The sequence below is a fragment of the Streptomyces lunaelactis genome (assembly GCF_003054555.1).
GTDB lineage: Bacteria > Actinomycetota > Actinomycetes > Streptomycetales > Streptomycetaceae > Streptomyces > Streptomyces lunaelactis.
In genome coordinates this window covers 3,596,374-3,620,116 of record NZ_CP026304.1, presented here as the reverse complement: position 1 = coordinate 3,620,116, position 23,743 = coordinate 3,596,374, and the positions used below count along the sequence as shown (strand labels likewise).

Here is a 23,743-nt window from a genome sequence, read left to right as displayed (position 1 = left end):
CCTCCCTTGGGAACAGGGGCGGACCGGCCCCTTGTTCGACACATCCCGAGTGATAGAAAGAAGCTCCGCTCGACCAATGTGAGACAGCGGAACCCGTGTCCGAAAAGCTCCCTTACGGAGCAGACGCCCGCCGCAGCCGCGAGGGAGACCGGCTCGGGCAGCGGGACCGCACAAGGGGGAAGCACCAGATGACTCAGCCGCCCGGCCAGCAACAGCCGCAGGGGGGCTTCGGCGTTTCTCCGGGCACGCGGCAGGGGATTCCGCAGCCACCGGCCCAGCCGCCGCAGATACCGCCCACGCAGCCGCCGTACTCCCGGCCCGGACCGTACGGTCAGCAGCCGGGGCCCTACGGTCAACAGCCGGGCCCCTACGGGCAGCAGTCCGGACCGTACGGCGGCTACCAGCCCCAGCCCCCGACGCAGTACACCGGCGTGCCCACCCCGCCCGGCGGCGGTGGCGGCCTCTTCAAAGGCAAGCCGGGCGTCGTCATCGGCGCGGCGGTCGCAGGCCTGTTGGTGATCGGCGGCGGTACCTGGTTCGTGCTCAGCGGTGACGGCAAGGACGACAAGGCCGGCGTCAGCAGGAGCAGTGACAGCCCCAAGCCCTCCGGCCCGGCTTCCGCGGACGAGGGCAGCGGCACCGCCGGCGGCGAGGGCGACCTCAACGCCGGGCGCAGGCCGGGCGAGGCGAACATCCTTTTCCTGAAGCAGAACGACATCGACGTACCGGGCAACGGCGCCGAGATCTTCGGTCCCTGGGTCGAGGGCGACACGATCGTCAAGGCCATGTCCCGGGAGGTCGCCGGCTTCTCGGTGACCGACGGCAGGAAGAAGTGGAGCGTGAAGCTCGGCGCCGATGCGTGCCTGGCCGCTCCTCAGGTTTCCGCCGAGGGAAAGATCGTCATCGGGGTCAAGAGCGGCCTCACGGCGAAGGCCGACTGCAGCGAACTCCAGATGATCGATGCGAAGACCGGCAAGGCGGGCTGGAAGACGTCCATACCCAAGCCGAAGGACCTGACCGGTTTCTCCGACTTCATCCTCGCCATCGGCGGGAACACGGTCACCGCGGCAGGCCTGGACACCTCCTACGGCTTCAGCCTGAACGACGGCAAGCAGCTCTTCGGCAAGCCGTCGTCCGGCTGCCTGCCCTACGGCTTCGCCGGCGGTACCCGACTGATCGCCGCCGCGAACTGCCCCACCAGCGCCGCCGAGAACGTCAAGCAGGAGATCCAGAACGTCGACCCGGCCACCGGCAGGGCCACCTGGACGTACGCGCTCCCCGCCGACTGGGAAGTCGACAAGGTCTACTCGGTCAGCCCGCCCGTCGTCTCCATCAAGCTGCAGGCCGACGACTCCGACGAGAACACCCAACGGCGCGTCATCGCCCTTACGGACAGCGGAAAGCTGCGCTCGCAGCTCCAGCTCGGCAAGGACAAGTTCAAGCCGCGCTGCTCCAGTTCACTCCTCGCCTTCCGCGGGGACATCCAGGGGTGGTGCACCGGTGTCGCCGCCGACGCGTCCACGCTCTACCTGTCCACGGAGCCGACCGGCACCAACGACGTCGTGGCGTTCAGCCTGGACACCGGCAAACCCAAGTGGCGCTCACCGGCGGGAGGGGACCGCACGATGACGCCGCTGACCGTTCAGGACGGCAGCGTCGTGGTCTACATCGCCCCGACGTACAGCGTGGCCGGCGCGGTCGCGACCATCGCGCCGGCGGGCGGTGCGCCGAAGGTCGTGCTGAAACACCAACTGGCGGCCGTCGAGGCTGAGTCCGGCTTCATGGAGTCGCGGACGGTATACGCGGACGGCCGGTTCTTCCTCACCGCCACCCGTATCAACGGCCTCAACGACGCGGAAGAGAGGGAGACGAAAACGATGATGGCCTTTGGCAAGTGACCGCGCTCTGAGTCATCCGAGTCATTCGGACATCCCAACTCCTTCTCCCATCTCTCCACTTCCAGAGGTAAACACCCCATGACACAGCCGCCGAACCAGCCGCCCCAGCCCCCGAACCAGCCCCCGCAGGGAGGCTTCGGAGCTCCGCAGGACCCGCAGTACGGAGCCCCTCAACCGCCCGCGCAGCCGCCGCAGATGCCGCCCGCCCCGCAGGGGCCGCCGCCCGCGGCTCCCCCCGGCGCACCCGGCTACGGCTACCCGCAGCAGCAGCAGCAGCCCGCCCAGCCCGGCTACGGCTACCCGCAGCAGGCTCCGGGCCAGCCGGGTCCGTACAGCCAGCAGCCCGGCCCGTACAGCCAGCAGCCAGGTCCCTACGGCGGCTACCCGACTCAGCCGCAGTACCCCGGCGCACCCATCCCGCCCGGCAGCGGCGGCGGCAGCTTCTTCAAGGGCAAGCCCGGCGTCATCATCGGCGCGGCCGTGGCCGGACTGCTGGTGATCGGCGGCGGAACCTATCTCGCCGTCAGCGGTGGCGACGACACGAAGGACAAGAAGAACGTCAGCAAGAGCAGTGACGACCCCAAGCCGTCCGGCTCGGAGTCCGTCGACCAGGGCGACGGCAGCGGCGACGGCCGCGAGGCCAACGACGACCTCAACGCCGGACGACAGTCCGGCGAGGCGAAGGTCCTGTTCCTGGCGAAGAACGACGTCGACCTGCCGCGCAACGGCGCCGAGGTGTTCGGCCCGTGGGTCGTCGGCGACACCGTCGTCAAGGGCATGTACAAGGAGGTCGTCGGCTACTCGGTGACCGACGGCAAGAAGAAGTGGAGCCTGCCGCTCGGCACCGAGATCTGCTCGGCTCCCGCGCAGACCTCCACCGACGGCAAGATCGTCGTGGGGGTCAAGGACGGCCTCACCGAGAAGGCCGACTGCACCGATCTGCAGATGATCGACCTCAAGACCGGCAAGGCGGGCTGGAAGAAGCCGATTCCGAAGGCCACCGGCGCCTTCGGCTCGCTCTCCGACTTCACCCTGTCGATCAGCGGCAGCACTCTCGCCGCGGGTGGTTCCGGCAACTCCTACGGCTTCTCGATGGCCGACGGCCGACAGCTCTTCAAGGGCCCCACCGAGGGCTGCAAGCCGTTCGCCTTCGCGGGCGGCCCCAAGCTGCTCGCCGCCGCGAGCTGCCCCACGTCCGACTACAACAAGCCCAAGCAGCAGCTGTCGGAGGTCGACCCGACCACCGGCAAGGCCAAGTGGACGTACAACGCTCCGGTCGGCTGGGAGATCGACAAGGTCTACTCGGCCAGCCCGCTGGTCATCTCGCTGACGCAGCGTGAGCCGAAGAAGCGGTCGATCGTCGCGCTGAAGGACAACGGCACGCCGCGCGCGCAGATCGACGGCGGCAAGGACAAGTTCCAGCCGCGCTGCGGCGGCAAGTTCGTCGTCTTCGGCCAGAACCTCGAGGGCTGCACCGGCGTCGCCGCCGACGCGAGCAACTTCTACATGTCGACCGAGACGGCGTACGGAACGCCGAACGAGGTCATCGCGTTCAGCCTCGACACCGGCAAGGCGAGGTGGCGTTCCAAGGCCGGCGGCAAGGGTCAGATGACGCCGCTGCGCATGGAGGGCGGGAAGGTCCTCGTCTACACGGAGGCGTCGTACGACAAGGGCGGTTCGCTCGGCACCATCGCGCCGACGGGTGGCGCGCCCAAGGTGCTGCTGCAGCACCCGGCCTCGACGGCGCAGATCGAGAGCTCCTTCTACTCGTCGAAGACGGTGTACGCGGACGGGCGGTTCTTCATCGCCAGCAGCCGGGTCAGCGCCAGCAACGACGCGGAGGAGAAGGAGACGAAGACCATGATGGCCTTCGGCAAGTGACGCGTCCTGAGCCCCTCAGACCACACTCCGTTTCTCCTTCTCCAGAGGTAAGTACGCCATGACGCAACCACCCCAGCCGCCGAACCAGCCCCCGAACCAGCCCCCGCAGGGCGGGTTCGGCGCTCCCAGGATCCCCGCCCGGCGGCTGGAGCCCGACGCCGCCCCGCCCGCGCAGGATCCCTCGTACGGCTACCCGCAGACACACCCGCAGGCGCAGCCGCCACAGGCCCCGGGCCAGCAGCCCACCTACGGCTATCCGCAGGCCCCGGGCCAGCAGCCCGCCTACGGCTACCCGCAGACCCCTCCGCCGGGACAGCCGCCTGCCCAGCCGGGCTACGGCTATCCGGGCCAGCCCGTGCCGGGCCAGTACCCGCAGGGTCAGTACCCGCAGGGGCAGTACATGCCGCCCCAGCCCGGTGGCGGCGGTGGTGGCGGTGGCAAGAAGCTGAGCACGCAGATGCAGATCATCATCGCGGCGTCGCTCGCCGTCGTGCTGATCGTGGGCGGCGGCATCTGGTTCGCCTCCAAGGACGACGGCGGCGGCAAGAAGGACGAGAGCAAGAACAGCTCGGCCGGCACCTCCGGGGGCTCCACGGGCGGTGCCACCGGGGGCACGGCTGCCGACGGCCCGGGCAAGGAGAAGGCGCCCGCGAACATCAACTCCAAGGTGGCCTTCCAGCTGCCGGAGCCCGCGCGCGCCGACATCACCAGCGTCAAGGGCTCCTGGATTACCGACAAGGCGTACGTCAAGCCCGGCATCAACTCGCTCGTCGGATACGACGCGGCCAAGGGCACGCCGCTGTGGACCCTCCCGCTGCCGGGCCAGATCTGCGCGTCCTCGCGCCATGTCTCCGAGGACAACAAGGCCGCGATCGTCTTCGAGGCCACCAAGCGGGTCGCGCCGAAGTACTACCAGCCGTGCACCGAGGTCGGCGTCGTCGACCTGAGCACCGGCAAGCTGCTCTGGAGCAAGTCGGTCAAGGGCACGACCGGGGGCGACGAAAAGATCAGGTTCACCGAGGTCACCCAGAGCGGCACCACGGTGGCCGCGGGCGGCACCGACGGCGGCGCGGCGTTCGACCTCACCAGCGGCGCCGTCCGCTGGAAGCCCACCGTCAACGCCGAGCGCTGCTACGACATGGGGTACGGCGGCGGCCCGGCGCTGGTCGCGGTCCGCAAGTGCGGTTCGTACGACAACCCACAGGTCATCATCCAGGGCTTGAACCCGGCCAACGGTGCCCCGGCGTTCTCGTACAAGATGCCGGCCGGTGTCGAGTACGCGGCCATCGTCTCCACCAAGCCGCTGGTCGTCGCCGCCGATGTCGGCGACACGGGCTCGCGCGGTATCTCGGACTTCTTCTCGCTCGACGAGAAGGGCACGCTGAAGGCCAAGATCCCGGCAGCCGGCGACAAGTTCCAGGCCCGCTGCGGCTCCACCGAGGTCGAGACGTGCCAGAAGGTCGTCGTCGGCAACGGCCGGATCTACCTGCCGACCGCGGACCACGAGGGCGGCGGCGACTACGGCGACACCAATGAGATCGTCTCCTTCGACCTCGCCACCGGAAAGCCGGCCAGCGGCCGGGCCGACGCGGGCGACCGGTACACGATGTTCCCGCTGCGCATGGACGGCGGCAATGTCATCGCCTACAAGTGGCCCCCCTACGACAAGGGCAGCCAGGTCGTCAGCATCGACGGCAGCACCTTGAAGCAGACGGTGCTGATGGCGAGCCCGGCCGACAAGCCGGTGCACGAGGCGGAGACCAGCTTCTCCTCTGACTACGCCGAGTACCGCTACGCGAACGGCCGGCTGTACATCGGGGCGACCCTGATGAGCAAGCCCTCGTCGTCCTCTTCGTCGTTCGGGAAGAAGTACCTGGCTGTCGCCTTCAGCACGGCCGACTGATTCCGCAATTCCGGCCTGTGGCCCGGCACATCGGTACTCCGATGGGCCGGGCCACAGTCATGAGCAGTCCTGTTGTAGCCCTGTTTGGCGAAGAATTCGGCATTCTGGGGGACTTCTGCCGGGTTAAGGGCGCGCGATCTCGAACAAGCGTGTAGCTTGCCGGGTCAGGAGGGCCGGGGGGCCAGCTCCGACGGGGAGGGTTGCTCGATGGGCGTGCGGCTCATGGTGGTCGACGACCACAGACTGCTCGCCGAGGCACTCGCCTCGGCCTTGAAGCTGCGCGGGCACCGGGTGCTCGCGGCGGCCGCTCCCGCGGCCGGCGCGGCCGAGCTGGTGGTGGCCAGGGCGCCCGAGGTGTGCCTGCTGGGCACGGCGACACCGGCGGAGCCGGGCGCCTTCGACCCGATCGTGAGGATCAAGCGGGAGCGCCCGCAGGTGGCAGTGGTGGTGCTCGGCCCGGTGCCGAGTCCGCGCGGGATAGCCGCGGCCTTCGCGGCCGGCGCCTCTGGTTACGTACGCCACGACGAGCGCATCGAGGGCGTCGAGCGCGCGATGGTCAAGGCGCGGGCGGGCGAGGCGGTGGTGGCTCCGCAGCTGCTGCAGGGCGCGTTCGCCGAGTTGCTCAACCCGGCCGCCCAGCCGGACGACGAAGGGCAGCGGCTGCTGCAGCTGCTCACCCCGCGTGAGGTCGAGGTGCTGGTCAGGGTCGCGGAGGGCGAGGACACCCGGCTGATCGCGGCCGGGATGGGGATCGCGCCGAGCACGGCCCGTACGCATGTGCAGCGGGTGCTGATGAAGCTGGGGGTTGGCTCCCGGCTCGAGGCGGCGGCGCTGGCGGCGCGTACCGGACTCCTGGACCGGGCGACGATCGTGTCGGCGATCGTGTCGGCGTCGCCCGGACCGGCGGCGGAGTAGGACCGGACCAGCACCGGACGCCGCGCACCCCGCCCTGCGGGCGGACGGCGCCATTTGTCAGACACGGCCTAGCTGCTTCCCTGCGGGGGTACAGCCGATACCGGCGCCCCATGTCTGCCTTCATGCCACGCAACGCAGCCCTGGCCCCTCTGTGTGCAAGCGCTCTCCGTACGCGCCTGCCCATTGACGCGTACTGTTGGCTGGTGATTTGTTATGTGCGGTTCTGTTGGGAGGCTGAGGGAGCCCCGGAGTGAAGAAGACATCGACCCGGCTCGCCGACGGTCGCGAGTTGCTCTACTACGACTCCCGCGACGACGCCGTGCGTGACGCCGTCGACCGGCGGCCGCTCGATCCCGTCTCCACCACCTCCGACATCCGCCACGACCTGCTGCTCGGCGACTCCGTCGCCATCGCCTCGCACCGCCAGGGGCGCATCTACCATCCGCCGGCCGACGCATGCCCGCTCTGCCCCTCCAGGGACGGGCGCCTCAGCGAGATCCCGGCCGCCGACTACGACGTCGCCGTCTTCGAGAACCGCTTCCCCTCCCTCGCGGGTGACTCCGGCCGCTGCGAGGTGGTCTGCTTCACCTCCGACCACGACGCCTCGTTCGCCGACCTGAGCGAGGAACAGGCCGCGCTGGTACTGGACGCCTGGACCGACCGGACGGCCGAGCTCGCCGAACTCCCGCAGGTGGAACAGGTCTTCTGCTTCGAGAACCGCGGCGCCGAGATCGGCGTGACGCTGGGGCATCCGCACGGCCAGATCTACGCGTACCCCTTCGTCACCCCGCGCACCGCGCTGATGCTGCGCTCGGCCGCCGAACACCTGGCCAGGACCGGCCGCAACCTCTTCGACGACCTGGTCGCGCGGGAGCGTGCGGAGGGCGCACGGGTGGTGCTGGAGGGCGAGCACTGGGTCGCGTTCGTGCCGTACGCGGCGCACTGGCCGTACGAGGTGCATCTGTATCCCCTGCGGCGCGTGCCGGACCTGCGGGCGCTGGACGACGCGGCGCGCACAGAGTTCCCACAGATCTATCTGGAACTGTTGAGGCGCTTCGACCGGATCTTCGGGGACGCCGAGCCGCCGACGCCGTACATCGCGGCCTGGCACCAGGCGCCCTTCGGGGAGAACAGCCGTGATGACTTCGGGCTCCATCTCGAGCTTTTCACCATTCGCCGGACTTCCGGCAAGCTGAAGTTCCTCGCGGGTTCCGAGTCCGGTATGAGCGTGTTCATCAACGATGTGCCGCCGGAGACCGCGGCCGAGCGACTGCGAGAGGTAGCGAGCGAGTGAGCAAGAAGTACCTGGTCACGGGCGGCGCGGGATACGTCGGCAGTGTCGTTGCCCAGCATCTGCTGGAGGCCGGCCACGAGGTGAGCGTCCTCGACAACCTCTCCACCGGCTTCCGCGAGGGCGTGCCCGCGGGCGCGGCCTTCATCGAGGGCGACATCCGCGACGCCGCCAAGTGGCTGGACTCCTCGTACGACGCGGTGCTGCACTTCGCGGCCTTCTCGCAGGTCGGCGAGTCCGTCGTCAAGCCCGAGAAGTACTGGGCGAACAACGTCGGCGGGACGATGCAGCTGCTGGCGGCGATGCGCGCCGCCCACGTCCGTAAGCTCGTCTTCTCCTCGACCGCGGCGACGTACGGCGAGCCCGTCTCGACGCCGATCACCGAGTCCGACCCGACCGCGCCGACCAGTCCCTACGGCGCGTCCAAGCTGGCCGTCGACCACATGATCACCGGCGAGGCGGCCGCGCACGGTCTCGCGGCGGTGTCCCTCCGGTACTTCAACGTGGCGGGGGCGTACGGACGTTGCGGCGAGCGCCACGATCCCGAGTCGCATCTCATCCCGCTGGTGCTGCAGGTCGCCCTCGGCGAGCGTGAGGCGATCTCGGTGTTCGGGGACGACTACCCGACCCCGGACGGCACCTGCGTACGCGACTACATCCATGTCGCGGACCTCGCCGAGGCGCATCTGCGCGCGCTGGACGCGGCGACGGCCGGTGAGCATCTGATCTGCAATCTCGGCAACGGCAACGGCTTCTCGGTCCGCGAGGTCATCGAAACCGCGCGCGAGGTCACCGGGCACCCGATCCCGGAGGTCGTGGCCGCGCGCCGGGGCGGCGACCCGGCGGTGCTGGTCGCCTCGGCGGTGACCGCGAGGGAGCGGCTGGGGTGGACCCCGAGCCGTGCGGATCTGTCCGGAATCGTGTCGGACGCCTGGGACTTTGTCCGCGGGCTCCGTGGGCTCCACGGGCTGCATGGGCTCGATGGGCTCGATGGGCTCCACGGGAGGGAGAACGCGTCGTGAGCGAAGGTGTGTGGGCGGCCCCGGGCCGGGTGAACCTGATCGGTGAACACACCGATTACAACGACGGTTTCGTGATGCCCTTCGCGCTGCCGCACACCACGGTCGCGACGGCGTCGCGGCGCGACGACGGCGTACTGCGGCTGCACTCGGCGGACGTCCCGGGCGGCGCGGTGGAGCTGCGCGTCGACGACCTCGCGCCGGCGCGGGGGCCGGGCGGCTGGACCGACTACCCGGCGGGCGTGGTCTGGTCGCTGCGCGAGGCGGGCCACGCGGTGGGCGGCGCGGACCTCCACTACGAGTCCACGGTGCCGACGGGGGCGGGCCTCTCCTCGTCCGCGGCGCTGGAGGTTGTCACCGCGCTGGCGCTGAGCGACCTGTACGAACTGGGCCTGGAGCGGCGGTGGATGGCGCGGCTGTGCCGGCGCGCCGAGAACGTGTACGTCGGCGCGCCCACCGGGATCATGGACCAGACGGCCTCGGCGTGCTGCACGGCGGGCCATGTGCTGTACCTGGACACCCGTGACCTCTCCCAGCGCCAGATCCCCTTCGACCTGGCCGCGCTGGGCCTGGAACTTCTGGTGGTCGACACCCGCGTCGAGCACGCCCACAGCGAGGGCGAGTACGGCAAACGCCGCGCGGGCTGCGAGGCGGGGGCGGCGGCGCTGGGCGTCCCGGCCCTCCGGGACGTCCCGTACGCGGCCTTGGGGGAGGCCCTGTCCCGGCTGGACGACCCGGAGGTCCGCGCCCTGGTCCGCCACATCGTGACGGAGAACCACCGGGTGGAGCGGGTGATCGCGCTCCTGGAGGCGGCCGAGGTCCGCGCCATCGGCCCGGTCCTGACCGAGGGCCACGCGTCGCTGCGGGACGACTTCCGGATCTCCTGCCCGGAACTGGACCTGGTGGTCGACACCGCGCTGTCGGCGGGCGCGCTGGGAGCGAGGATGACGGGCGGCGGCTTCGGCGGTTCGGCGATCGTCCTGACGGAGCGGTCGACGACGCCGACGGTGACGAAGTCGATCGTGTCGTCGTTCGCGTCGGCGGGCCACAAGGAGCCGAGGATCTTCTCGGCGATCCCGTCCGAGGGCGCGAGCCGCGTGTCCTGAGGGCAGGTCCTGTCCTGTCCGGTCGGTCAGGCCGGATCCGGCAGCGGGGCGAGCCCAGCAGGATGGGCCGGACAGGCCCTGGTCGCGGTCAACTCCCCAGCCGCTTCGTCAGGATGAATTCCGTCGCCCCCGGCGGATACTCCTCCACCGTCCCCACCACCTCGTACCCTCGCCCCCGGTAGAACTCCGGCGCCTGGAAGTCCCACGTCTCCAGCCGCGCCCATCCGCACCCCCGTTCCTCCCGGGCCACGCGTTCCGCCTCCGCCAGCAGGCGGGTGCCCAGGCCCGAGCCGCGGTGGGTGTCCGCGACCCAGAGCAGGTCCACGTGGAGCCAGCGGCCCCATGTCAGCGCCGTCAGGCCGCCCGCCAGATCCGGCGAGCCGTCGGCGAACGCCCAGATCTCCAGCGGCACTTCGTCCCCGTGCGGCGTACCCCGCAACTTCCCTTTCGCCGGCGACCGTTCCATGTTGCTGTTCTCCAGCCGCTCACCGAGCAGCATCCGCCGATCTTTGTCGACTTCTGTCTCCATACGAAACATGTGGCACACCCTAAACACCCTGGCCAATCAGTTCTGCAAATAGCCTTCCGCTCCGGCCCCCCGCCCGTACGCTGATGCACAACACCGGTGGGGGCCGGTGCTGATCAGGGGGCGAGACAGTCGGGTACGACGCCCGGGGCGGGGTATCAGTGACAGCACGGCGGCGGCCGAGCGACCGCTGCAGTACCCCATTTCTCCGGGCGCCGTACCCGCGCCGGTCCGTCCTCCGACACTGGGGGTGTCTGTGGTTCGTATCCGGGTCCTGGTGGTGGACGACCACCGCATCTTCGCCGAGTCGCTCGCTGCCGCACTGGCGGCCGAGCCCGATGTCGACGTCGCCGCGGCCGGCAGCGGTCCTGCCGCGCTGCGGTGTCTGGAGCGGGCCGCCGCCGAGGGGCGCAGATTCGATGTGATGCTCGTCGACGCCGACCTCGGCACCCTCGCGGTGCCCGGCGGCCGCGCCGTGACCTTCGCCCGTGCGGTCTGCGACAACGGTGACGAGGGCCTCGTCGACGGCATCTCCCTGGTCGCCGGCGTCCGTTCCGGCCAGCCCGCCGTGCGTACCGTCGTGCTCGCCGAGAAGGACGACCCGCGCCGCGCCGCGCTCGCCCTCCAGGCCGGCGCCTCCGGCTGGGTCGCCAAGGACTGCTCGCTGCAGCGGCTGCTGTCGGTGATACGGGGAGTGCTGCGGGACGAGACGCATCTGCCGCCAGCCCTGCTCACCGGCGTACTGCGGGAGCTGACCGCCGCCCGCAAGCACCGCACCGAGAGCGAGCGGCTCGTCGAGTCGCTGACCCCGCGCGAACGGGAAGTACTGCGCTGCATGGTCGCGGGCCTGGGGCGCAAAGCCGTGGCCGAGCGCCTCTTCCTGTCCCCGCACACCGTCCGTACGCACATGCAGAACGTCCTGGGGAAGCTCGGCGTGCACTCCACGCTCGCCGCGGTCGCCCTCGCACGCCGCGCCGGAGTCGGCCCTGTCGACCTAGCCGGGGACGTTGTCGAACGGGGCGGTCAACTGGCGTAGCAGCGCGGCCAGTTCCGCCCGCTGCGCCCGTGACAGCTCGGCGAGGATCGCGCGCTCCTGCGCGAGCAGCCCGGCCAGCGCCTGGTCGGCGCGGTCCCGGCCCTCGGGGGTCAGGCGTACCAGCACCCCGCGCCGGTCGCTGGGGTCCGGCAGCCGCTCGACCAGGTCCTTTTTGGCCAGCCGGTCGATGCGATTGGTCATCGTGCCAGAGGTGACCAGCGTCTGGGTCAGCAGCTGTCCGGGCGAGAGCTGATACGGAGCCCCCGCGCGCCGCAGCGAGGTCAGCACGTCGAACTCCCACGGCTCCAGATTGTGCTCGGAGAACGCGAGCCGCCGGGCCCGGTCGAGATGGCGGGCCAGCCTGGAGACGCGGCTGAGCACCTCGAGTGGTTCCACGTCGAGGTCGGGGCGCTCACGGCGCCATGCTGCGACCAGTCGATCGACCTCGTCCTCCATGTCGATCAGTGTAGAGGGTCCCTCGATGTGAAGTCTCTTGACATCAAGATATATTCGGACGCAGGCTTGGGCATGGTCGGGCTGGAACTTCGTTCCGCTTCGGCGCACCGTTCCTGAAAGGGGGCTCGAGCATGCATTCCGCACCAACGTGGGATCCACACCAGTACTTGCGCCACGCCGGGCATCGCACCCGGCCGTTCCTTGATCTCCTCACCCGGATACCTCAGCTGCCCCATAGCGACCGACCCGCCCGCATAGCCGACATCGGCTGCGGACCCGGCAATGTCACGGCACTCCTCGCCGACCGCTGGCCACAAGCCCGCATCACCGGCTTCGACCTCTCGCCCGAGATGCTCGCGATCGCAGAGAAAGAGCATGCCGGCACGACACCCGGCGGCGGCCGGCTGGACTTCAGGGCCGCCGACGCCGCGCACTGGACGCCCGACGAACCGTACGACCTGATCGTCTCCAACGCGGCACTGCAGTGGGTGCCGGACCACCCCGAATCCTTTGCCCTGTGGATCGAGGGCCTCGCCCCGGGCGGCACCCTCGCCTTCCAGGTCCCCGGTAATTTCACGTCACCCAGCCATGCCCTGCTCGACGAGCTCTGCGACACCGCGCAGTGGCGCGGCCGGCTCGGCGATCACGGGCGGCGCTACGTCCACATCCTGGATCCTGCCGACTATCTCGGCCGCCTGATGAACCTCGGCTGCGAGACGGACACCTGGGAGACCACCTACCTCCAGCTCCTCGCCGGGGACGACCCGGTGCTGGACTGGGTCAAGGGCACCGCCCTGCGCCCGGTCCTCACCGAACTCGCGGACGACCCGGATGCCGCGACCGAATTCCTGGGCCAGTACCGGGACCTGCTCCGCAAGGCCTACCCGCCGGGCCCGCACGGCACGGTGTTCCCGTTCCGCCGGATCTTCGCCGTCGCACGAAAGGCTTCCTGATGCTCGCCGCAGTCGACCAAAAGGACGGGGGCGGGCTGAGCACGCGGGAGCGCCCCGTCCCACCGGATGCCCGGTGAGGCGGGGCGCTCCGTGTCCGGGAACGGGCCTGTGGAAAGCGAGCGGGAAGAGGACGGGAAACGGACGGGAAACGCGGGGGAACTGAACGGCCCTTCAGTGCCGGATCAACTCTTGCGGTGCCCTATCAACCGCGGCTTCGCCTCCAGGCTGCCCAGCCCGTGCCACGCCAGATTCACCAGATGGGCGGCGACCTCCGCCTTCTTGGGGCGGCGGGCGTCCACCCACCACTGCCCCGTCAGCGCGACCATACCGACCAGCGCCTGTGCGTACAGCGGGGCGAGCTTGGGATCAAAGCCACGGGCCTTGAACTCCAGGCCCAGAATGTCCTCGACCTGGGTCGCGATATCGCTGATCAGCGAAGCGAACGTACCGGTCGACTGGGCGACCGGGGAGTCGCGGACCAGGATGCGGAATCCGTCCGTATACATCTCGATGTAGTCGAGCAGCGCGAATGCGGCCTGTTCCAGCAGCTCGCGCGGATGGCCCGCGGTCAGCGCGCCCGTCACCATGTCGAGCAGCTGGCGCATCTCGCGGTCCACCACGACGGCGTACAGGCCCTCCTTGCCGCCGAAGTGCTCGTACACCACCGGCTTGGAGACGCCCGCCTTGGCCGCGATCTCCTCGACGGAAGTGCCCTCGAAGCCCTTCTCCGCGAAGAGGGTGCGGCCGATGTCCAGCAGCTGCTCCCGGCGTTCCGCCCCCGTCATACGGACGCGGCGGGCGCGCCGGCTCCCGGAGGGCCGGCTCTTGTCCGTGCTGCTGGTACCGCCGTCGATCGCCACAACGTCAATCATGCCGCCTCGGCGGACGCACTCTTGCGCCGGGCGGCGATACGTGACGCATCCGGCCACCGCACGTCGTACGCCCAGCCCAGCTTTTCGGCCCAGCGGATCAGCCGGGCACTGGAGTCGATCTGGCCCCGCAGCACGCCGTGCCGCGCGCTCGTCGGTTCGGCGTGGTGGAGGTTGTGCCAGGACTCGCCGCAGGACAGCACCGCGAGCCACCACACGTTGCCGGAGCGGTCGCGGGACTTGAAGGGGCGCTTGCCGACCGCGTGGCAGATGGAATTGATGGACCAGGTGACGTGGTGCAGCAGGGACACCCGGACCAGCGAACCCCAGAAGAAGGCCGTGAACGCGCCCCACCAGGACATCGTGACCAGGCCGCCGACCAGCGGCGGGATCGCGAGGGAGAGGATCGTCCAGTAGATGAAGTCACGGGAGATCCGGCGGAGCGCAGGGTCCTTGACCAGATCCGGGGCGTACTTCTGCTGCGAGGTCCGCTCCTCGTCGAACATCCAGCCGATGTGCGCCCACCACAGGCCCTTCATCAGCGCGGGCACGGTCTCGCCGAACCGCCACGGCGAGTGCGGGTCGCCCTCCGCGTCGGAGAACTTGTGGTGCTTGCGGTGGTCGGCGACCCAGCGCACCAGCGGACCCTCGACCGCGAGCGATCCCATGATCGCGAGTCCGATGCGGAGCGGGCGCTTCGCCTTGAAGGAGCCGTGCGTGAAGTAGCGGTGGTAGCCGATCGTGACGCCGTGGCAGCCGATGTAGTACATCACCACCAGCAGGCCGAGATCGAGCCAGCTCACGCCCCAGCCCCAGGCCAGCGGCACGGCCGCGAGCAGTGCGACGAAGGGCACCATGATGAAGAGCAGCAGGGCGAGCTGCTCGAGCGACCCCTTCTTCTCCCCGCCCAGCGTGGCGAAGGGGCTGTCGTCGGCCGCCGACGGCTTGGGGACGTCGTCCAGCACATCCGGGCTTGTGGTCATGAGGGTCCCCTGTGGGGTGAGAGAGGGCAGAAACAAGGCTACGGACGCGTAACCTACGCCGACGTAAGTATGGCAGTGCGCGGGCCGGCGGCAAGTGACCTGTGGATAACGTCAGGGAAATGGACACCTATCCTGGGTGTCGTCGGACAGCGCGGTCCGCAAGCCTCCAGTACCCCTCCAGACGTGCTCAAACACTGCAAGGAGCCGCACCTGTGAGCAGTGCCGACCAGACCCCCACCGCCAGTGCCGAACTGCGCGCCGACATCCGCCGCCTGGGCGATCTGCTGGGCGAGACCCTCGTCCGCCAGGAGGGGCCCGAGCTCCTCGAGCTCGTCGAGCGGGTCCGCGCGCTGACGCGCAGTGACGGTGAGGCCGCAGCCGAGCTGCTCGGCGACACCGACCTGGAGACCGCGGCCAAGCTGGTGCGCGCCTTCTCCACGTACTTCCACCTGGCCAACGTCACCGAGCAGGTGCACCGCGGACACGAGATGCGCGAGCGGCGCGCCGCCGAGGGCGGGCTGCTGGCCCGTACCGCGGACCGGCTCAAGGACGCCGACCCCGAGCATCTGCGCGAGACCGTCAGGAATCTGAACGTACGGCCCGTGTTCACCGCGCACCCCACCGAGGCCGCGCGGCGCTCCGTACTGAACAAGCTGCGCCGTATCGCCGAGCTGCTGGAGAGCCCGGTCATCGCCGCCGACCGGCGCCGGCACGATCTGCGGCTGGCCGAGCACATCGACCTGATCTGGCAGACGGACGAGCTGCGTGTGGTCCGGCCGGAGCCGGCCGACGAGGCACGCAACGCGATCTACTACCTCGACGAGCTGCACGCGGGCGCTGTCGGCGACGTCCTGGAGGACCTCGCCGCCGAGCTGGAGCGGGTCGGCGTCGAACTGCCCGCGGGCACCCGGCCGTTGACCTTCGGCACCTGGATCGGCGGCGACCGCGACGGCAACCCCAATGTCACCCCCGCCGTGACCTGGGAAGTGCTGATCCTCCAGCACGAGCACGGCATCACCGACGCCATCGAGGTCATCGACTACCTGCGCGGACTGCTCTCCAACTCCATCCGTTACGCGGGTGCCACGGAAGAGCTGCTGACCTCCCTGGGGACGGATCTGGAGCGGCTGCCCGAGATCAGCCCCCGCTACAAGCGGCTCAACGCCGAGGAGCCCTACCGGCTGAAGGCGACCTGCATCCGGCAGAAGCTCGTCAACACCCGCGAGCGCCTGGCCAAGGGCACCCCGCACGAGGCCGGCCGCGACTATCTCGGCACCGCCGAGCTGGTGGAGGATCTGACCCTGATCCAGACCTCGCTGCGCGCCAACCGCGGCGGGCTCTTCGCCGACGGCCGCATGGACCGGGTGATCCGTACGCTCTCGGCCTTCGGGCTGCAGCTCGCGACGATGGACGTACGCGAGCACGCCGACGCCCACCACCACGCCCTCGGGCAGCTCTTCGACCGGCTCGGCGAGGAGTCCTGGCGGTACGCGGACATGCCGCGCGACTACCGGCGGAAGCTGCTCGCCAAGGAGCTGCGCTCGCGGCGGCCACTGGCGCCGACGCCCGCGCCGCTGGACGCGGCGGGGGAGAAGACCCTCGGGGTCTTCCATACCGTCAAGGAAGCCTTCGAGCGCTTCGGGCCCGAGGTCATCGAGTCGTACATCATCTCGATGTGCCAGGGCGCGGACGACGTCTTCGCGGCGGCGGTGCTGGCGCGCGAGGCCGGTCTGATCGATCTGCACGCGGGCTGGGCGAAGATCGGCATCGTGCCGCTGCTCGAGACGACCGACGAGCTGAAGGCCGCGGACGTCATCCTCGACGGGATGCTCGCCGACCCCTCGTACCGGCGACTCGTCTCGCTCCGTGGCGATGTGCAGGAGGTCATGCTCGGGTACTCCGACTCGTCGAAGTTCGGCGGCATCACCACCTCGCAATGGGAGATCCACCGCGCGCAGCGGCGGCTGCGCGATGTCGCGCACCGGCACGGCGTACGGCTGCGGCTCTTCCACGGCCGCGGCGGCACGGTCGGGCGTGGCGGCGGCCCCTCGCACGACGCGATCCTCGCGCAGCCGTGGGGCACGCTGGAGGGCGAGATCAAGGTGACCGAGCAGGGCGAGGTCATCTCCGACAAGTATCTGATCCCGTCGCTGGCCAGGGAGAACCTGGAGCTGACGGTCGCGGCCACGCTGCAGGCATCGGCGCTGCACACCGCGCCGCGCCAGTCGGACGAGGCGCTGGCGCGCTGGGACGCGGCGATGGACACGGTGTCGGAGGCCGCGCATGACGCCTACCGGCGGCTGGTCGAGGACCCGGACCTGCCGGCGTACTTCTTCGCGGCCACCCCGGTGGACCAGCTCGCCGACCTCCACCTGGGCTCCCGCCCGTCCCGGCGGCCCGACTCGGGTGCGGGGCTCGACGGGCTCCGGGCCATTCCGTGGGTCTTCGGCTGGACTCAGTCGCGGCAGATCGTGCCGGGGTGGTTCGGCGTCGGGTCGGGTCTGAAGGCGCTGCGCGAGGCGGGTCTGGACACGGTTCTGGACGAGATGCACGAGCAGTGGCACTTCTTCCAGAACTTCATCGCGAACGTCGAGATGACGCTCGCCAAGACCGATCTGCGGATCGCCCGCCACTACGTGGACACGCTGGTGCCCAAGGACCTGAAGCATGTCTTCGCCACGATCGAGGCGGAGCACGCGCTGACGGTCAGCGAGGTCCTGAGGGTCACGGGCGGCGAGCGGCTGCTGGGCTCGAACCCGGCGCTGCAGCAGACGTTCGGCATCCGGGACGCGTATCTGGACCCGATCTCCTACCTGCAGGTCGCGCTCCTCAAGCGGCAGCGTGACGCCGCCGAGCGCGGCGAGGAAGCGGACCCGCTGCTGGCGAGGGCGCTGCTGCTGACGGTGAACGGTGTGGCGGCGGGCCTGCGCAACACGGGCTGACGCCGTACGGGGCGCCATACGAAGCGGCCTCTTCCCCGCGCGGGGAAGAGGCCGCTTCTTGGTGCTCAACAGCGCTCAAGCGCGCTCGTCAGCGCCCGTCAGTGCTGAGCCTTGCGGCGGCGCGCGGCCAGGTAGCCGCCCGCTCCGAACAGGGCCGCAGCGACCACCGTGATGGTCCCGAGCGGGGCGCTCGAACCGGTCTCCGCGAGATCACCGTCGCCGTTGGCGGACGGGGACGGCGCGGCCGTCGGGGCCGTGGAGGGGGACGTGGAGGGGGACGTGGAGGAGGTGGGTTCCTCCGTCGGCGCCTCGGAGGGCTTTCCGGACGGCTCCTGCGACGGCGTGCCGGTCGGCTGCCCGCTCGGCTCTCCGTCGTCCTCGCACTCGGTCCAGAAGACCTTGTGCTTGGCCTTGCCGTGCTCTCCGTCGAAGTTCCAGATGAGCTTGTAGTGCCCGTCGGGCAGGGTCCTGTCGTCCGTACGGCCGTGGCCCTCGCCGTCCAGGGTCAGCGAGCCGTTGTCGGCGACCTTGCCCTTGGTGCCGGTGGGCGGCATCTCGACGATCTTCCAGTCGACTTCCTGGCCGCCGTCGAAGCCGAAGGCGTCGAGGTAGAAGGAGCAGACGTGCGGCTCGTTCTTGCGGAGTTCCTCGCCGGTGGTGGCGTCGTGGATTTTCACGGTGCCGTTGTCGCCGGGAGGCGTTGCGTGTGCGGCGGGAGCGGTCAGGAGCGAGAACGCCGCTGCTGTCATCACTGCGCCGGTGGAGATGAGGGTGCGCATGGGCAATCCAACGTTAGAGAGGGACGGGTGCCATGGGGGGCTGCTCAGCGTCCTGTGAACTCGCGCGCCGGTCAAGATATGTGATGCCGCATCCGCACCAAGAGTTGTCAATTGCCCCAATAGTCGTGGATAACGATCAGGTGAATACGTCGTTCCGGTAAGCCGGTTGGGGACTCGGAGCGGGCTCAGGGGCGCGCTCAGAGCGCGAGGAACGCTCCCACCAGCAGCGCGCCGCCCGCCGCCGCCGTCCCCCACGCGAGGCGCGTCAGGCGCAGGCCGCCGCCGATCACCAGGCCGGCCAGGACGAGGGCACCGCCCATCGGGACCCAGGCGTGCAGGACGCCCGCCGTGCCCGTGCGTACCACCTCGTCCGTGCCGGGCTTCACGACGACCGGGAGCCTCGCTGCCTTCTTCACCGCGACGGACTTCTCGATCGTCATCCCGCTCCGGGGCGGGGGAGACCCCTCGGGGTCGTAGGGGCCGGTGCACGTGTCGTCGCCGCAGCCGGCGACGGTGAGCGTGCCGTGTTCGCGGCCCTTGGCGAGCAGGACGTGCTGGGCCGTGTCCCAGGACGACCAGAATCCGGCCAGGAGCAGCAGAAGGGCGACACAGCCCATCGCGGCACGGTGGGCGTAGAGGAGCAGGTCGGTCCGCTTCATAGGGCGCGATCCTTGGCCATAGGGCCGCGCTCGGTCAACTACGGCCCCCGCCTTATCAGGAGTTGTACGTACTTTGGGCCCGCTCGAGCCCCTCGGTCACCAGACACTCCACCGCGTCCGCCGCCCGGTCCACCACGTACGCGAGCTCCTTGCGCTCCGTGGACGAGAAGTCCTTCAGCACGAAGTCCGCCACCTGCATCCGGCCCGGCGGCCGGCCGATCCCGAACCGCACCCGGTGATAGTCCGGGCCCATCGACTTGGTCAGCGACTTCAGACCGTTGTGCCCGTTGTCGCCGCCGCCCAGCTTCAGCCGCAGCGTGCCGTAGTCGATGTCCAGCTCGTCGTGGATCGCGACGATGTTCGCCGTCGGCACCTTGTAGAAGTCGCGCAGCGAGGTGACCGGACCGCCGGAGAGGTTCATGTACGACATGGGCTTGGCCAGCACGATCCGGCGGTTCTCCGGACCCGGCGCCCCGATCCGGCCCTCCACGACCTGGGCCTGCGCCTTCTGCGCGCGCTTGAACTTGCCGCCGATGCGCTCGGCGAGCAGGTCGGCCACCATGAACCCGACGTTGTGCCGGTTCGCGGCGTACTCCGGCCCGGGATTGCCGAGGCCCACGACCAGCCAGGGGGCGTTCGCGTCGGACATCTGCGCGTCTCCATGTCAACGGGCAGCCGCCGCCCGCGCCTTGACGGCGCGGGCGGCGGCTGAAGAAGGTTCTCCGGGGCTGCGCCCCGACCCACGGTACCCGCGGGGCCGGTCACCGCATGCGCGGCAAGCTCCCCGGAGGGGATCAGGCCTCGGCGCCCTCTGCGGCCTCGGCCTCGGCCTCGGCCGACGGCTCCTCGGCCTGCGCGGCCAGGATCTGCAGGACGACGGTGTCGTCCTCGACGGCCAGGGTCGTGCCGGACGGCAGCGGGATGTCCTTCGCGAGGATGGAGTCACCGGCCGTCAGGCCCTTGATGGAGACCGTGACGGACTCGGGGATGTGCGTGGCCTCGGCCTCGACGGGCAGGGCCTTCAGCACGTGCTCGAGCAGGAACGCACCCGGGGCCAGTTCGCCCTCGGTGTTGACGGGGATCTCGACGTTGACCTTCTCGCCGCGCTTCACGATGAGCAGGTCGACGTGCTCGATGGAGCCACGCAGCGGGTCACGCTGGACCGACTTCGGGATGGCCAGCTCGTTCTTGCCCTCGATGTCCAGGGCGAGCAGAACGTTGGAGGTACGCAGGGCGAGCGTCAGCTCGTGGCCCGGCAGCGTGATGTGGATCGGGTCGGAACCGTGACCGTAGAGAACACCGGGAACCTTGTTCTCGCGGCGGACGCGACGAGCCGCACCCTTGCCGAACTCGGAACGGATCGCGGCGGCGAGCTTCACCTCGGACATGTGCACTCCTCGTATTGCAGAAAGATCTGGTGGCGGTCACCCGGCCACGACAGGCCTGCTACGAAGAGCGCGTCGATAACGGACCGCCGCACCAGAAGTGCGGTCTCCCTCGCCGAGCAACTTCGACAGTCTACCCAGCGCCGGCCCAACCCCCAAAGTGGATCATGCGGGGCCCTGGGAGTGGGCTTGAGCGCGGGCATGAGAAAGGGCCGCTCCGTACAGACAGAACGGCCCTTACTCGTACGTCCTAGCCCTGCTCCTCGAAGAGGCTCGTCACCGAACCGTCCTCGAACACCTCACGCACCGCGCGCGCGATCGTCGGCGCGATGGACAGCACCGTGATCTTGTCGAGCTCCAGGTCGCCCGGGTCGGGCAGCGTGTTCGTGAAGACGAACTCGCTCACCTTGGAGTTCTTCAGACGGTCCGCCGCCGGCCCGGACAGGATGCCGTGCGTCGCCGTCACGATCACATCCTCCGCGCCGTGCGCGAAGAGTGCGTCCGCCGCGGCGCAGATCGTGCCACCGGTGTCGATCATGTCGTCGACGAGGATGCAGACGCGGCCCTCGACCTCACCCACGACCTCGTGGACGGTCACCTGGTTGGCGACGTCCTTGTCGCGCCGCTTGTGGACGATCGCCAGCGGGGCGTCGAGGCGGTCGCACCAGCGGTCGGCGACGCGTACCCGGCCGGCGTCGGGGGAGACGACGGTGAGCTTGTTGCGGTCGACCTTCGCGCCCACGTAGTCCGCGAGGACAGGCAGCGCCGACAGATGATCGACCGGGCCGTCGAAGAAGCCCTGGATCTGGTCGGTGTGCAGATCGACCGTGAGGATGCGGTGCGCACCCGCGGTCTTCAGCAGGTCGGCGACCAGTCGGGCCGAGATCGGCTCGCGGCCGCGGTGCTTCTTGTCCTGCCGGGCGTAGCCGTAGGACGGGACGATCACGGTGATGCTCCGGGCGGAGGCCCGCTTCAGAGCGTCGATCATGATCAGCTGTTCCATGATCCACTTGTTGATGGGGGCCGTGTGGCTCTGCATCAGGAAGCAGTCGGCACCACGGGCCGACTCCTGGAAGCGGACGTAGATCTCGCCGTTCGCGAAGTCGAAAGCCTTCGTCGGCACCAGGCCGACACCCAGCTGGTGTGCGACCTCCTCGGCCAGCTCGGGGTGGGCGCGGCCGGAGAAGAGCATCAGCTTCTTCTCGCCGGTCGTCTTGATCCCGGTCACAGCACTGTCTCCTCAGACGTGTTCTCTGGCCACGGGCGTACTGAGCGTGAGCCAGCCGAATTTGTGTGCACGTATCACGGTACGCCGAGTTGGACGCACCTGTTTCCGGTCAGTTCCCCTCGGCGACCTGTTCCGTTGACTCTTGGGCCGCCTGGGCGGCGGCGCTTCCGGGGCGCTTCCGGGCCACCCAGCCCTCGATATTCCGCTGCTGGCCGCGGGCGACGGCGAGCGAACCGGCCGGCACGTCCTTCGTGATGACCGAACCCGCCGCGGTGTACGCGCCGTCCCCGACCGTGACCGGAGCCACAAACATGTTGTCCGAGCCGGTCCTGCAGTGCGAGCCGATCGTGGTGTGGTGCTTGGCCTCGCCGTCGTAGTTCACGAACACGCTCGCGGCGCCGATGTTCGTGTAATCGCCGATCGTCGCGTCACCGACGTAGGAGAGGTGCGGGACCTTGGTGCCCTCACCGATGGCCGCGTTCTTCGTCTCGACATACGCCCCGATCTTGGACTTCACGCCGAGCTTCGTGCCGGGCCGCAGATACGCGAACGGGCCGACCGCGGCCCCCTCGCCGACCACCGCGGTGTCCGCGACCGTGTTGTCGACGCGGGCACCCTCGCCCACGACGGTGTCCTTCAGGCGGGAGTTGGGGCCGACCTCGGCGCCCTCGGCGAGGTGCGTCGCGCCCAGCAGCTGCGTACCCGGGTGCACGATCGCGTCCCGCTCGAACGTGACCGTCACATCCACGAGCACCGACGCCGGGTCGACGACCGTGACACCGGCCATCATCGCCCGGTCGAGGAGCCGCTCATTGAGCAGCTTGCGCGCCTCGGCCAGCTGTACGCGGTTGTTGATGCCGAGGATCTCCCGGTGGTCGCCCGCGACGGACGCCCCCACCCGGTGACCGGCCTCGCGCAGGATCCCCAGCACATCGGTGAGGTACTCCTCGCCCTGGCTGTTGTCCGTACGCACCTTGCCGAGCGCGTCCGCGAGCAGCTGCCCGTCGAAGGCGAACACCCCGGAGTTGATCTCCCGGATCGCGCGCTGCTCGTCGGTGGCGTCCTTGTGCTCGACGATCGCGGTGACAGTGCCGGTGGCGCTGTCGCGCACGATGCGGCCGTAGCCGGTGGAGTCCGGGACCTCGGCGGTGAGCACGGTGACGGCGTTGCCGTCGGCGGCGTGCGTGGCCGCGAGCGCGGTCAGTGTCTCGCCGGAGAGAAGGGGAGTGTCGCCGCACACGACGACGACGGTGCCGTCGGGCGTACGGCCGAGCTCCTCGAGCGCCATCCGGACGGCGTGCCCGGTGCCGTTCTGCTCGGCCTGGTAGGCGGTGCGGGTACCGGCGTACTGCTCGGTGAGGTGCCCCTTGACCTGCTCACTCGCATGGCCGACAACCACGACGAGGTGCTCGGGGTCCAGCTCACGAGCGGCGGAGACGACATGTCCGACGAGCGAGCGCCCGCAGATTTCGTGCAGGACCTTGGGGGTCTTCGACTTCATGCGGGTGCCCTCACCCGCTGCGAGGACGACGACGGCTGCCGGGCGGTTGGCGCTCACGGGAATGCCCTTCGGCTTCGGGTGGTGGACATCCGAAGGATACCGGGGGGTTTCGGGAGCGAAATTCGGGAGCGAAACAAGGGCGGGTCCCGACCGTGAAAGCCGGAACCCAGGTGAGAAGCTCCCCCGCCAGGACTCGAACCCGGACTAATGGCACCAAAAGCCACTGTGCTGCCGATTACACCACGGGGGATAGCTGGGTCGACTATTACCGACATTCCGGCAGGCCGTCGACCGGGCTCCCCACACTATGCCGTACCACCCGCCTTCGACGCGACGGGACTTAGACAGCACCTGGGCGACGGGACTTAGCCAGGACCTGGGCGACGGGACCTGGACAGGACCTGAACGGGACT

General features: G+C 69.7%; 20 protein-coding genes and 1 tRNA gene. 10 read left to right on the top strand and 11 right to left on the bottom strand.

Translation table 11 applies throughout. The features are described from left to right. Nucleotides 1–188: 188 nt before the first annotated feature. The 7 genes from SLUN_RS16235 (at nucleotide 189) to galK (ending at nucleotide 10,013) form a co-directional block, all read left to right on the top strand. Nucleotides 189–1,898: an outer membrane protein assembly factor BamB family protein gene (locus SLUN_RS16235; protein WP_108149168.1), complete on the top strand. Its 1,710-nt coding sequence runs from the start codon at nucleotides 189–191 to the stop codon at nucleotides 1,896–1,898. Nucleotides 1,899–1,976: 78 nt separating this feature from the next. After that, nucleotides 1,977–3,779: an outer membrane protein assembly factor BamB family protein gene (locus SLUN_RS16230; protein ID WP_108149167.1), complete on the top strand. Its 1,803-nt coding sequence runs from the start codon at nucleotides 1,977–1,979 to the stop codon at nucleotides 3,777–3,779. Between the two features lie 58 nt (nucleotides 3,780–3,837). Further along, entirely contained in the window at nucleotides 3,838–5,682 is a 1,845-nt protein-coding gene (locus SLUN_RS16225; RefSeq protein WP_108149166.1) for an outer membrane protein assembly factor BamB family protein, read from the top strand. 207 nt (nucleotides 5,683–5,889) lie between these two features. After that, entirely contained in the window at nucleotides 5,890–6,597 is a 708-nt protein-coding gene (locus SLUN_RS16220; RefSeq protein ID WP_108149165.1) for a helix-turn-helix transcriptional regulator, read from the top strand. Nucleotides 6,598–6,847: 250 nt separating this feature from the next. Then, nucleotides 6,848–7,891 (top strand): galactose-1-phosphate uridylyltransferase, encoded by a 1,044-nt coding sequence (gene galT / locus SLUN_RS16215; protein ID WP_108149164.1) that lies wholly within the window; start codon nucleotides 6,848–6,850, stop codon nucleotides 7,889–7,891. Beyond that, entirely contained in the window at nucleotides 7,888–8,910 is a 1,023-nt protein-coding gene (galE, locus tag SLUN_RS16210) for a UDP-glucose 4-epimerase GalE (protein ID WP_257153739.1), read from the top strand. Before galT ends, galE begins: the two co-directional genes overlap by 4 nt. Further along, a complete protein-coding gene (galK, locus tag SLUN_RS16205; RefSeq protein ID WP_170146583.1) occupies nucleotides 8,907–10,013 on the top strand; it encodes a galactokinase in 1,107 nt (368 codons plus the stop codon). The genes galE and galK overlap by 4 nt, the downstream gene beginning before the upstream one ends. Before the next feature lie 88 nt (nucleotides 10,014–10,101). Here galK and SLUN_RS16200 read toward each other — a convergent pair whose 3' ends face one another. Then, complete coding sequence (locus tag SLUN_RS16200; protein WP_108149163.1) at nucleotides 10,102–10,551, bottom strand: GNAT family N-acetyltransferase; 450 nt, start codon at nucleotides 10,549–10,551, stop codon at nucleotides 10,102–10,104. 244 nt (nucleotides 10,552–10,795) lie between these two features. Here SLUN_RS16200 and SLUN_RS16195 point away from each other — a divergent pair, with 244 nt between their 5' ends. Then, the gene (locus tag SLUN_RS16195; RefSeq protein WP_108149162.1) at nucleotides 10,796–11,575 is read left to right on the top strand and encodes a LuxR C-terminal-related transcriptional regulator; all 780 of its coding nucleotides are present in this window, start codon (nucleotides 10,796–10,798) and stop codon (nucleotides 11,573–11,575) included. Here SLUN_RS16195 and tamR read toward each other — a convergent pair. Beyond that, on the bottom strand, nucleotides 11,534–12,031 hold the full coding sequence (tamR, locus tag SLUN_RS16190; RefSeq protein ID WP_108149161.1) for a MarR family transcriptional regulator TamR: 498 nt from the start codon (nucleotides 12,029–12,031) through the stop codon (nucleotides 11,534–11,536). The two genes, SLUN_RS16195 and tamR, sit on opposite strands and share 42 nt — an antisense overlap. Before the next feature lie 131 nt (nucleotides 12,032–12,162). Between tamR and SLUN_RS16185 the strand changes: the two genes are divergently transcribed. Next, on the top strand, nucleotides 12,163–12,984 hold the full coding sequence (locus tag SLUN_RS16185) for a trans-aconitate 2-methyltransferase (protein ID WP_108149160.1): 822 nt from the start codon (nucleotides 12,163–12,165) through the stop codon (nucleotides 12,982–12,984). 182 nt (nucleotides 12,985–13,166) lie between these two features. Here SLUN_RS16185 and SLUN_RS16180 read toward each other — a convergent pair whose 3' ends face one another. After that, the gene (locus SLUN_RS16180) at nucleotides 13,167–13,856 is read right to left on the bottom strand and encodes a TetR/AcrR family transcriptional regulator (protein ID WP_108149159.1); all 690 of its coding nucleotides are present in this window, start codon (nucleotides 13,854–13,856) and stop codon (nucleotides 13,167–13,169) included. After that, on the bottom strand, nucleotides 13,853–14,836 hold the full coding sequence (locus SLUN_RS16175; protein WP_170146582.1) for an acyl-CoA desaturase: 984 nt from the start codon (nucleotides 14,834–14,836) through the stop codon (nucleotides 13,853–13,855). The genes SLUN_RS16180 and SLUN_RS16175 overlap by 4 nt, the downstream gene beginning before the upstream one ends. Before the next feature lie 212 nt (nucleotides 14,837–15,048). On the opposite strand from SLUN_RS16175, the gene ppc reads away from it, so the two are divergent. Beyond that, complete coding sequence (ppc, locus tag SLUN_RS16170; protein WP_108149158.1) at nucleotides 15,049–17,778, top strand: phosphoenolpyruvate carboxylase; 2,730 nt, start codon at nucleotides 15,049–15,051, stop codon at nucleotides 17,776–17,778. Nucleotides 17,779–17,876: 98 nt separating this feature from the next. Here ppc and SLUN_RS16165 read toward each other — a convergent pair whose 3' ends face one another. From SLUN_RS16165 to SLUN_RS16135, 7 genes are all read right to left on the bottom strand, one after another. Further along, entirely contained in the window at nucleotides 17,877–18,557 is a 681-nt protein-coding gene (locus SLUN_RS16165; protein WP_108149157.1) for an LPXTG cell wall anchor domain-containing protein, read from the bottom strand. Between the two features lie 197 nt (nucleotides 18,558–18,754). Beyond that, a complete protein-coding gene (locus tag SLUN_RS16160; RefSeq protein WP_108149156.1) occupies nucleotides 18,755–19,216 on the bottom strand; it encodes a hypothetical protein in 462 nt (153 codons plus the stop codon). A gap of 55 nt (nucleotides 19,217–19,271) precedes the next feature. After that, a complete protein-coding gene (gene pth / locus SLUN_RS16155; RefSeq protein WP_108149155.1) occupies nucleotides 19,272–19,865 on the bottom strand; it encodes an aminoacyl-tRNA hydrolase in 594 nt (197 codons plus the stop codon). A gap of 145 nt (nucleotides 19,866–20,010) precedes the next feature. Beyond that, the gene (locus tag SLUN_RS16150) at nucleotides 20,011–20,604 is read right to left on the bottom strand and encodes a 50S ribosomal protein L25/general stress protein Ctc (RefSeq protein WP_108149154.1); all 594 of its coding nucleotides are present in this window, start codon (nucleotides 20,602–20,604) and stop codon (nucleotides 20,011–20,013) included. 247 nt (nucleotides 20,605–20,851) lie between these two features. Next, nucleotides 20,852–21,829, bottom strand: a complete 978-nt coding sequence (locus tag SLUN_RS16145; RefSeq protein WP_108149153.1) for a ribose-phosphate diphosphokinase — start codon at nucleotides 21,827–21,829, stop codon at nucleotides 20,852–20,854. A gap of 109 nt (nucleotides 21,830–21,938) precedes the next feature. Beyond that, a complete protein-coding gene (gene glmU, locus SLUN_RS16140) occupies nucleotides 21,939–23,387 on the bottom strand; it encodes a bifunctional UDP-N-acetylglucosamine diphosphorylase/glucosamine-1-phosphate N-acetyltransferase GlmU (RefSeq protein WP_108149152.1) in 1,449 nt (482 codons plus the stop codon). A gap of 121 nt (nucleotides 23,388–23,508) precedes the next feature. Continuing rightward, nucleotides 23,509–23,580 (bottom strand) — tRNA-Gln (locus SLUN_RS16135). Between the last annotated feature and the right edge of the window lie 163 nt (nucleotides 23,581–23,743).

Bases quoted from the DNA above. Each gene is read 5' to 3' on its own strand.
- SLUN_RS16235 (WP_108149168.1), top strand. From the start codon at position 189: ATGACTCAGCCGCCCGGCCAGCAACAGCCGCAGGGGGGCTTCGGCGTT.
- SLUN_RS16230 (WP_108149167.1), top strand. From the start codon at position 1,977: ATGACACAGCCGCCGAACCAGCCGCCCCAGCCCCCGAACCAGCCCCCG.
- SLUN_RS16225 (WP_108149166.1), top strand. From the start codon at position 3,838: ATGACGCAACCACCCCAGCCGCCGAACCAGCCCCCGAACCAGCCCCCG.
- SLUN_RS16220 (WP_108149165.1), top strand. From the start codon at position 5,890: ATGGGCGTGCGGCTCATGGTGGTCGACGACCACAGACTGCTCGCCGAG.
- SLUN_RS16200 (WP_108149163.1), bottom strand. From the start codon at position 10,551: ATGTTTCGTATGGAGACAGAAGTCGACAAAGATCGGCGGATGCTGCTC.
- tamR (WP_108149161.1), bottom strand. From the start codon at position 12,031: ATGGAGGACGAGGTCGATCGACTGGTCGCAGCATGGCGCCGTGAGCGC.
- SLUN_RS16185 (WP_108149160.1), top strand. From the start codon at position 12,163: ATGCATTCCGCACCAACGTGGGATCCACACCAGTACTTGCGCCACGCC.
- SLUN_RS16180 (WP_108149159.1), bottom strand. From the start codon at position 13,856: ATGATTGACGTTGTGGCGATCGACGGCGGTACCAGCAGCACGGACAAG.
- SLUN_RS16175 (WP_170146582.1), bottom strand. From the start codon at position 14,836: ATGACCACAAGCCCGGATGTGCTGGACGACGTCCCCAAGCCGTCGGCG.
- SLUN_RS16165 (WP_108149157.1), bottom strand. From the start codon at position 18,557: ATGCGCACCCTCATCTCCACCGGCGCAGTGATGACAGCAGCGGCGTTC.
- SLUN_RS16160 (WP_108149156.1), bottom strand. From the start codon at position 19,216: ATGAAGCGGACCGACCTGCTCCTCTACGCCCACCGTGCCGCGATGGGC.
- pth (WP_108149155.1), bottom strand. From the start codon at position 19,865: ATGTCCGACGCGAACGCCCCCTGGCTGGTCGTGGGCCTCGGCAATCCC.
- SLUN_RS16150 (WP_108149154.1), bottom strand. From the start codon at position 20,604: ATGTCCGAGGTGAAGCTCGCCGCCGCGATCCGTTCCGAGTTCGGCAAG.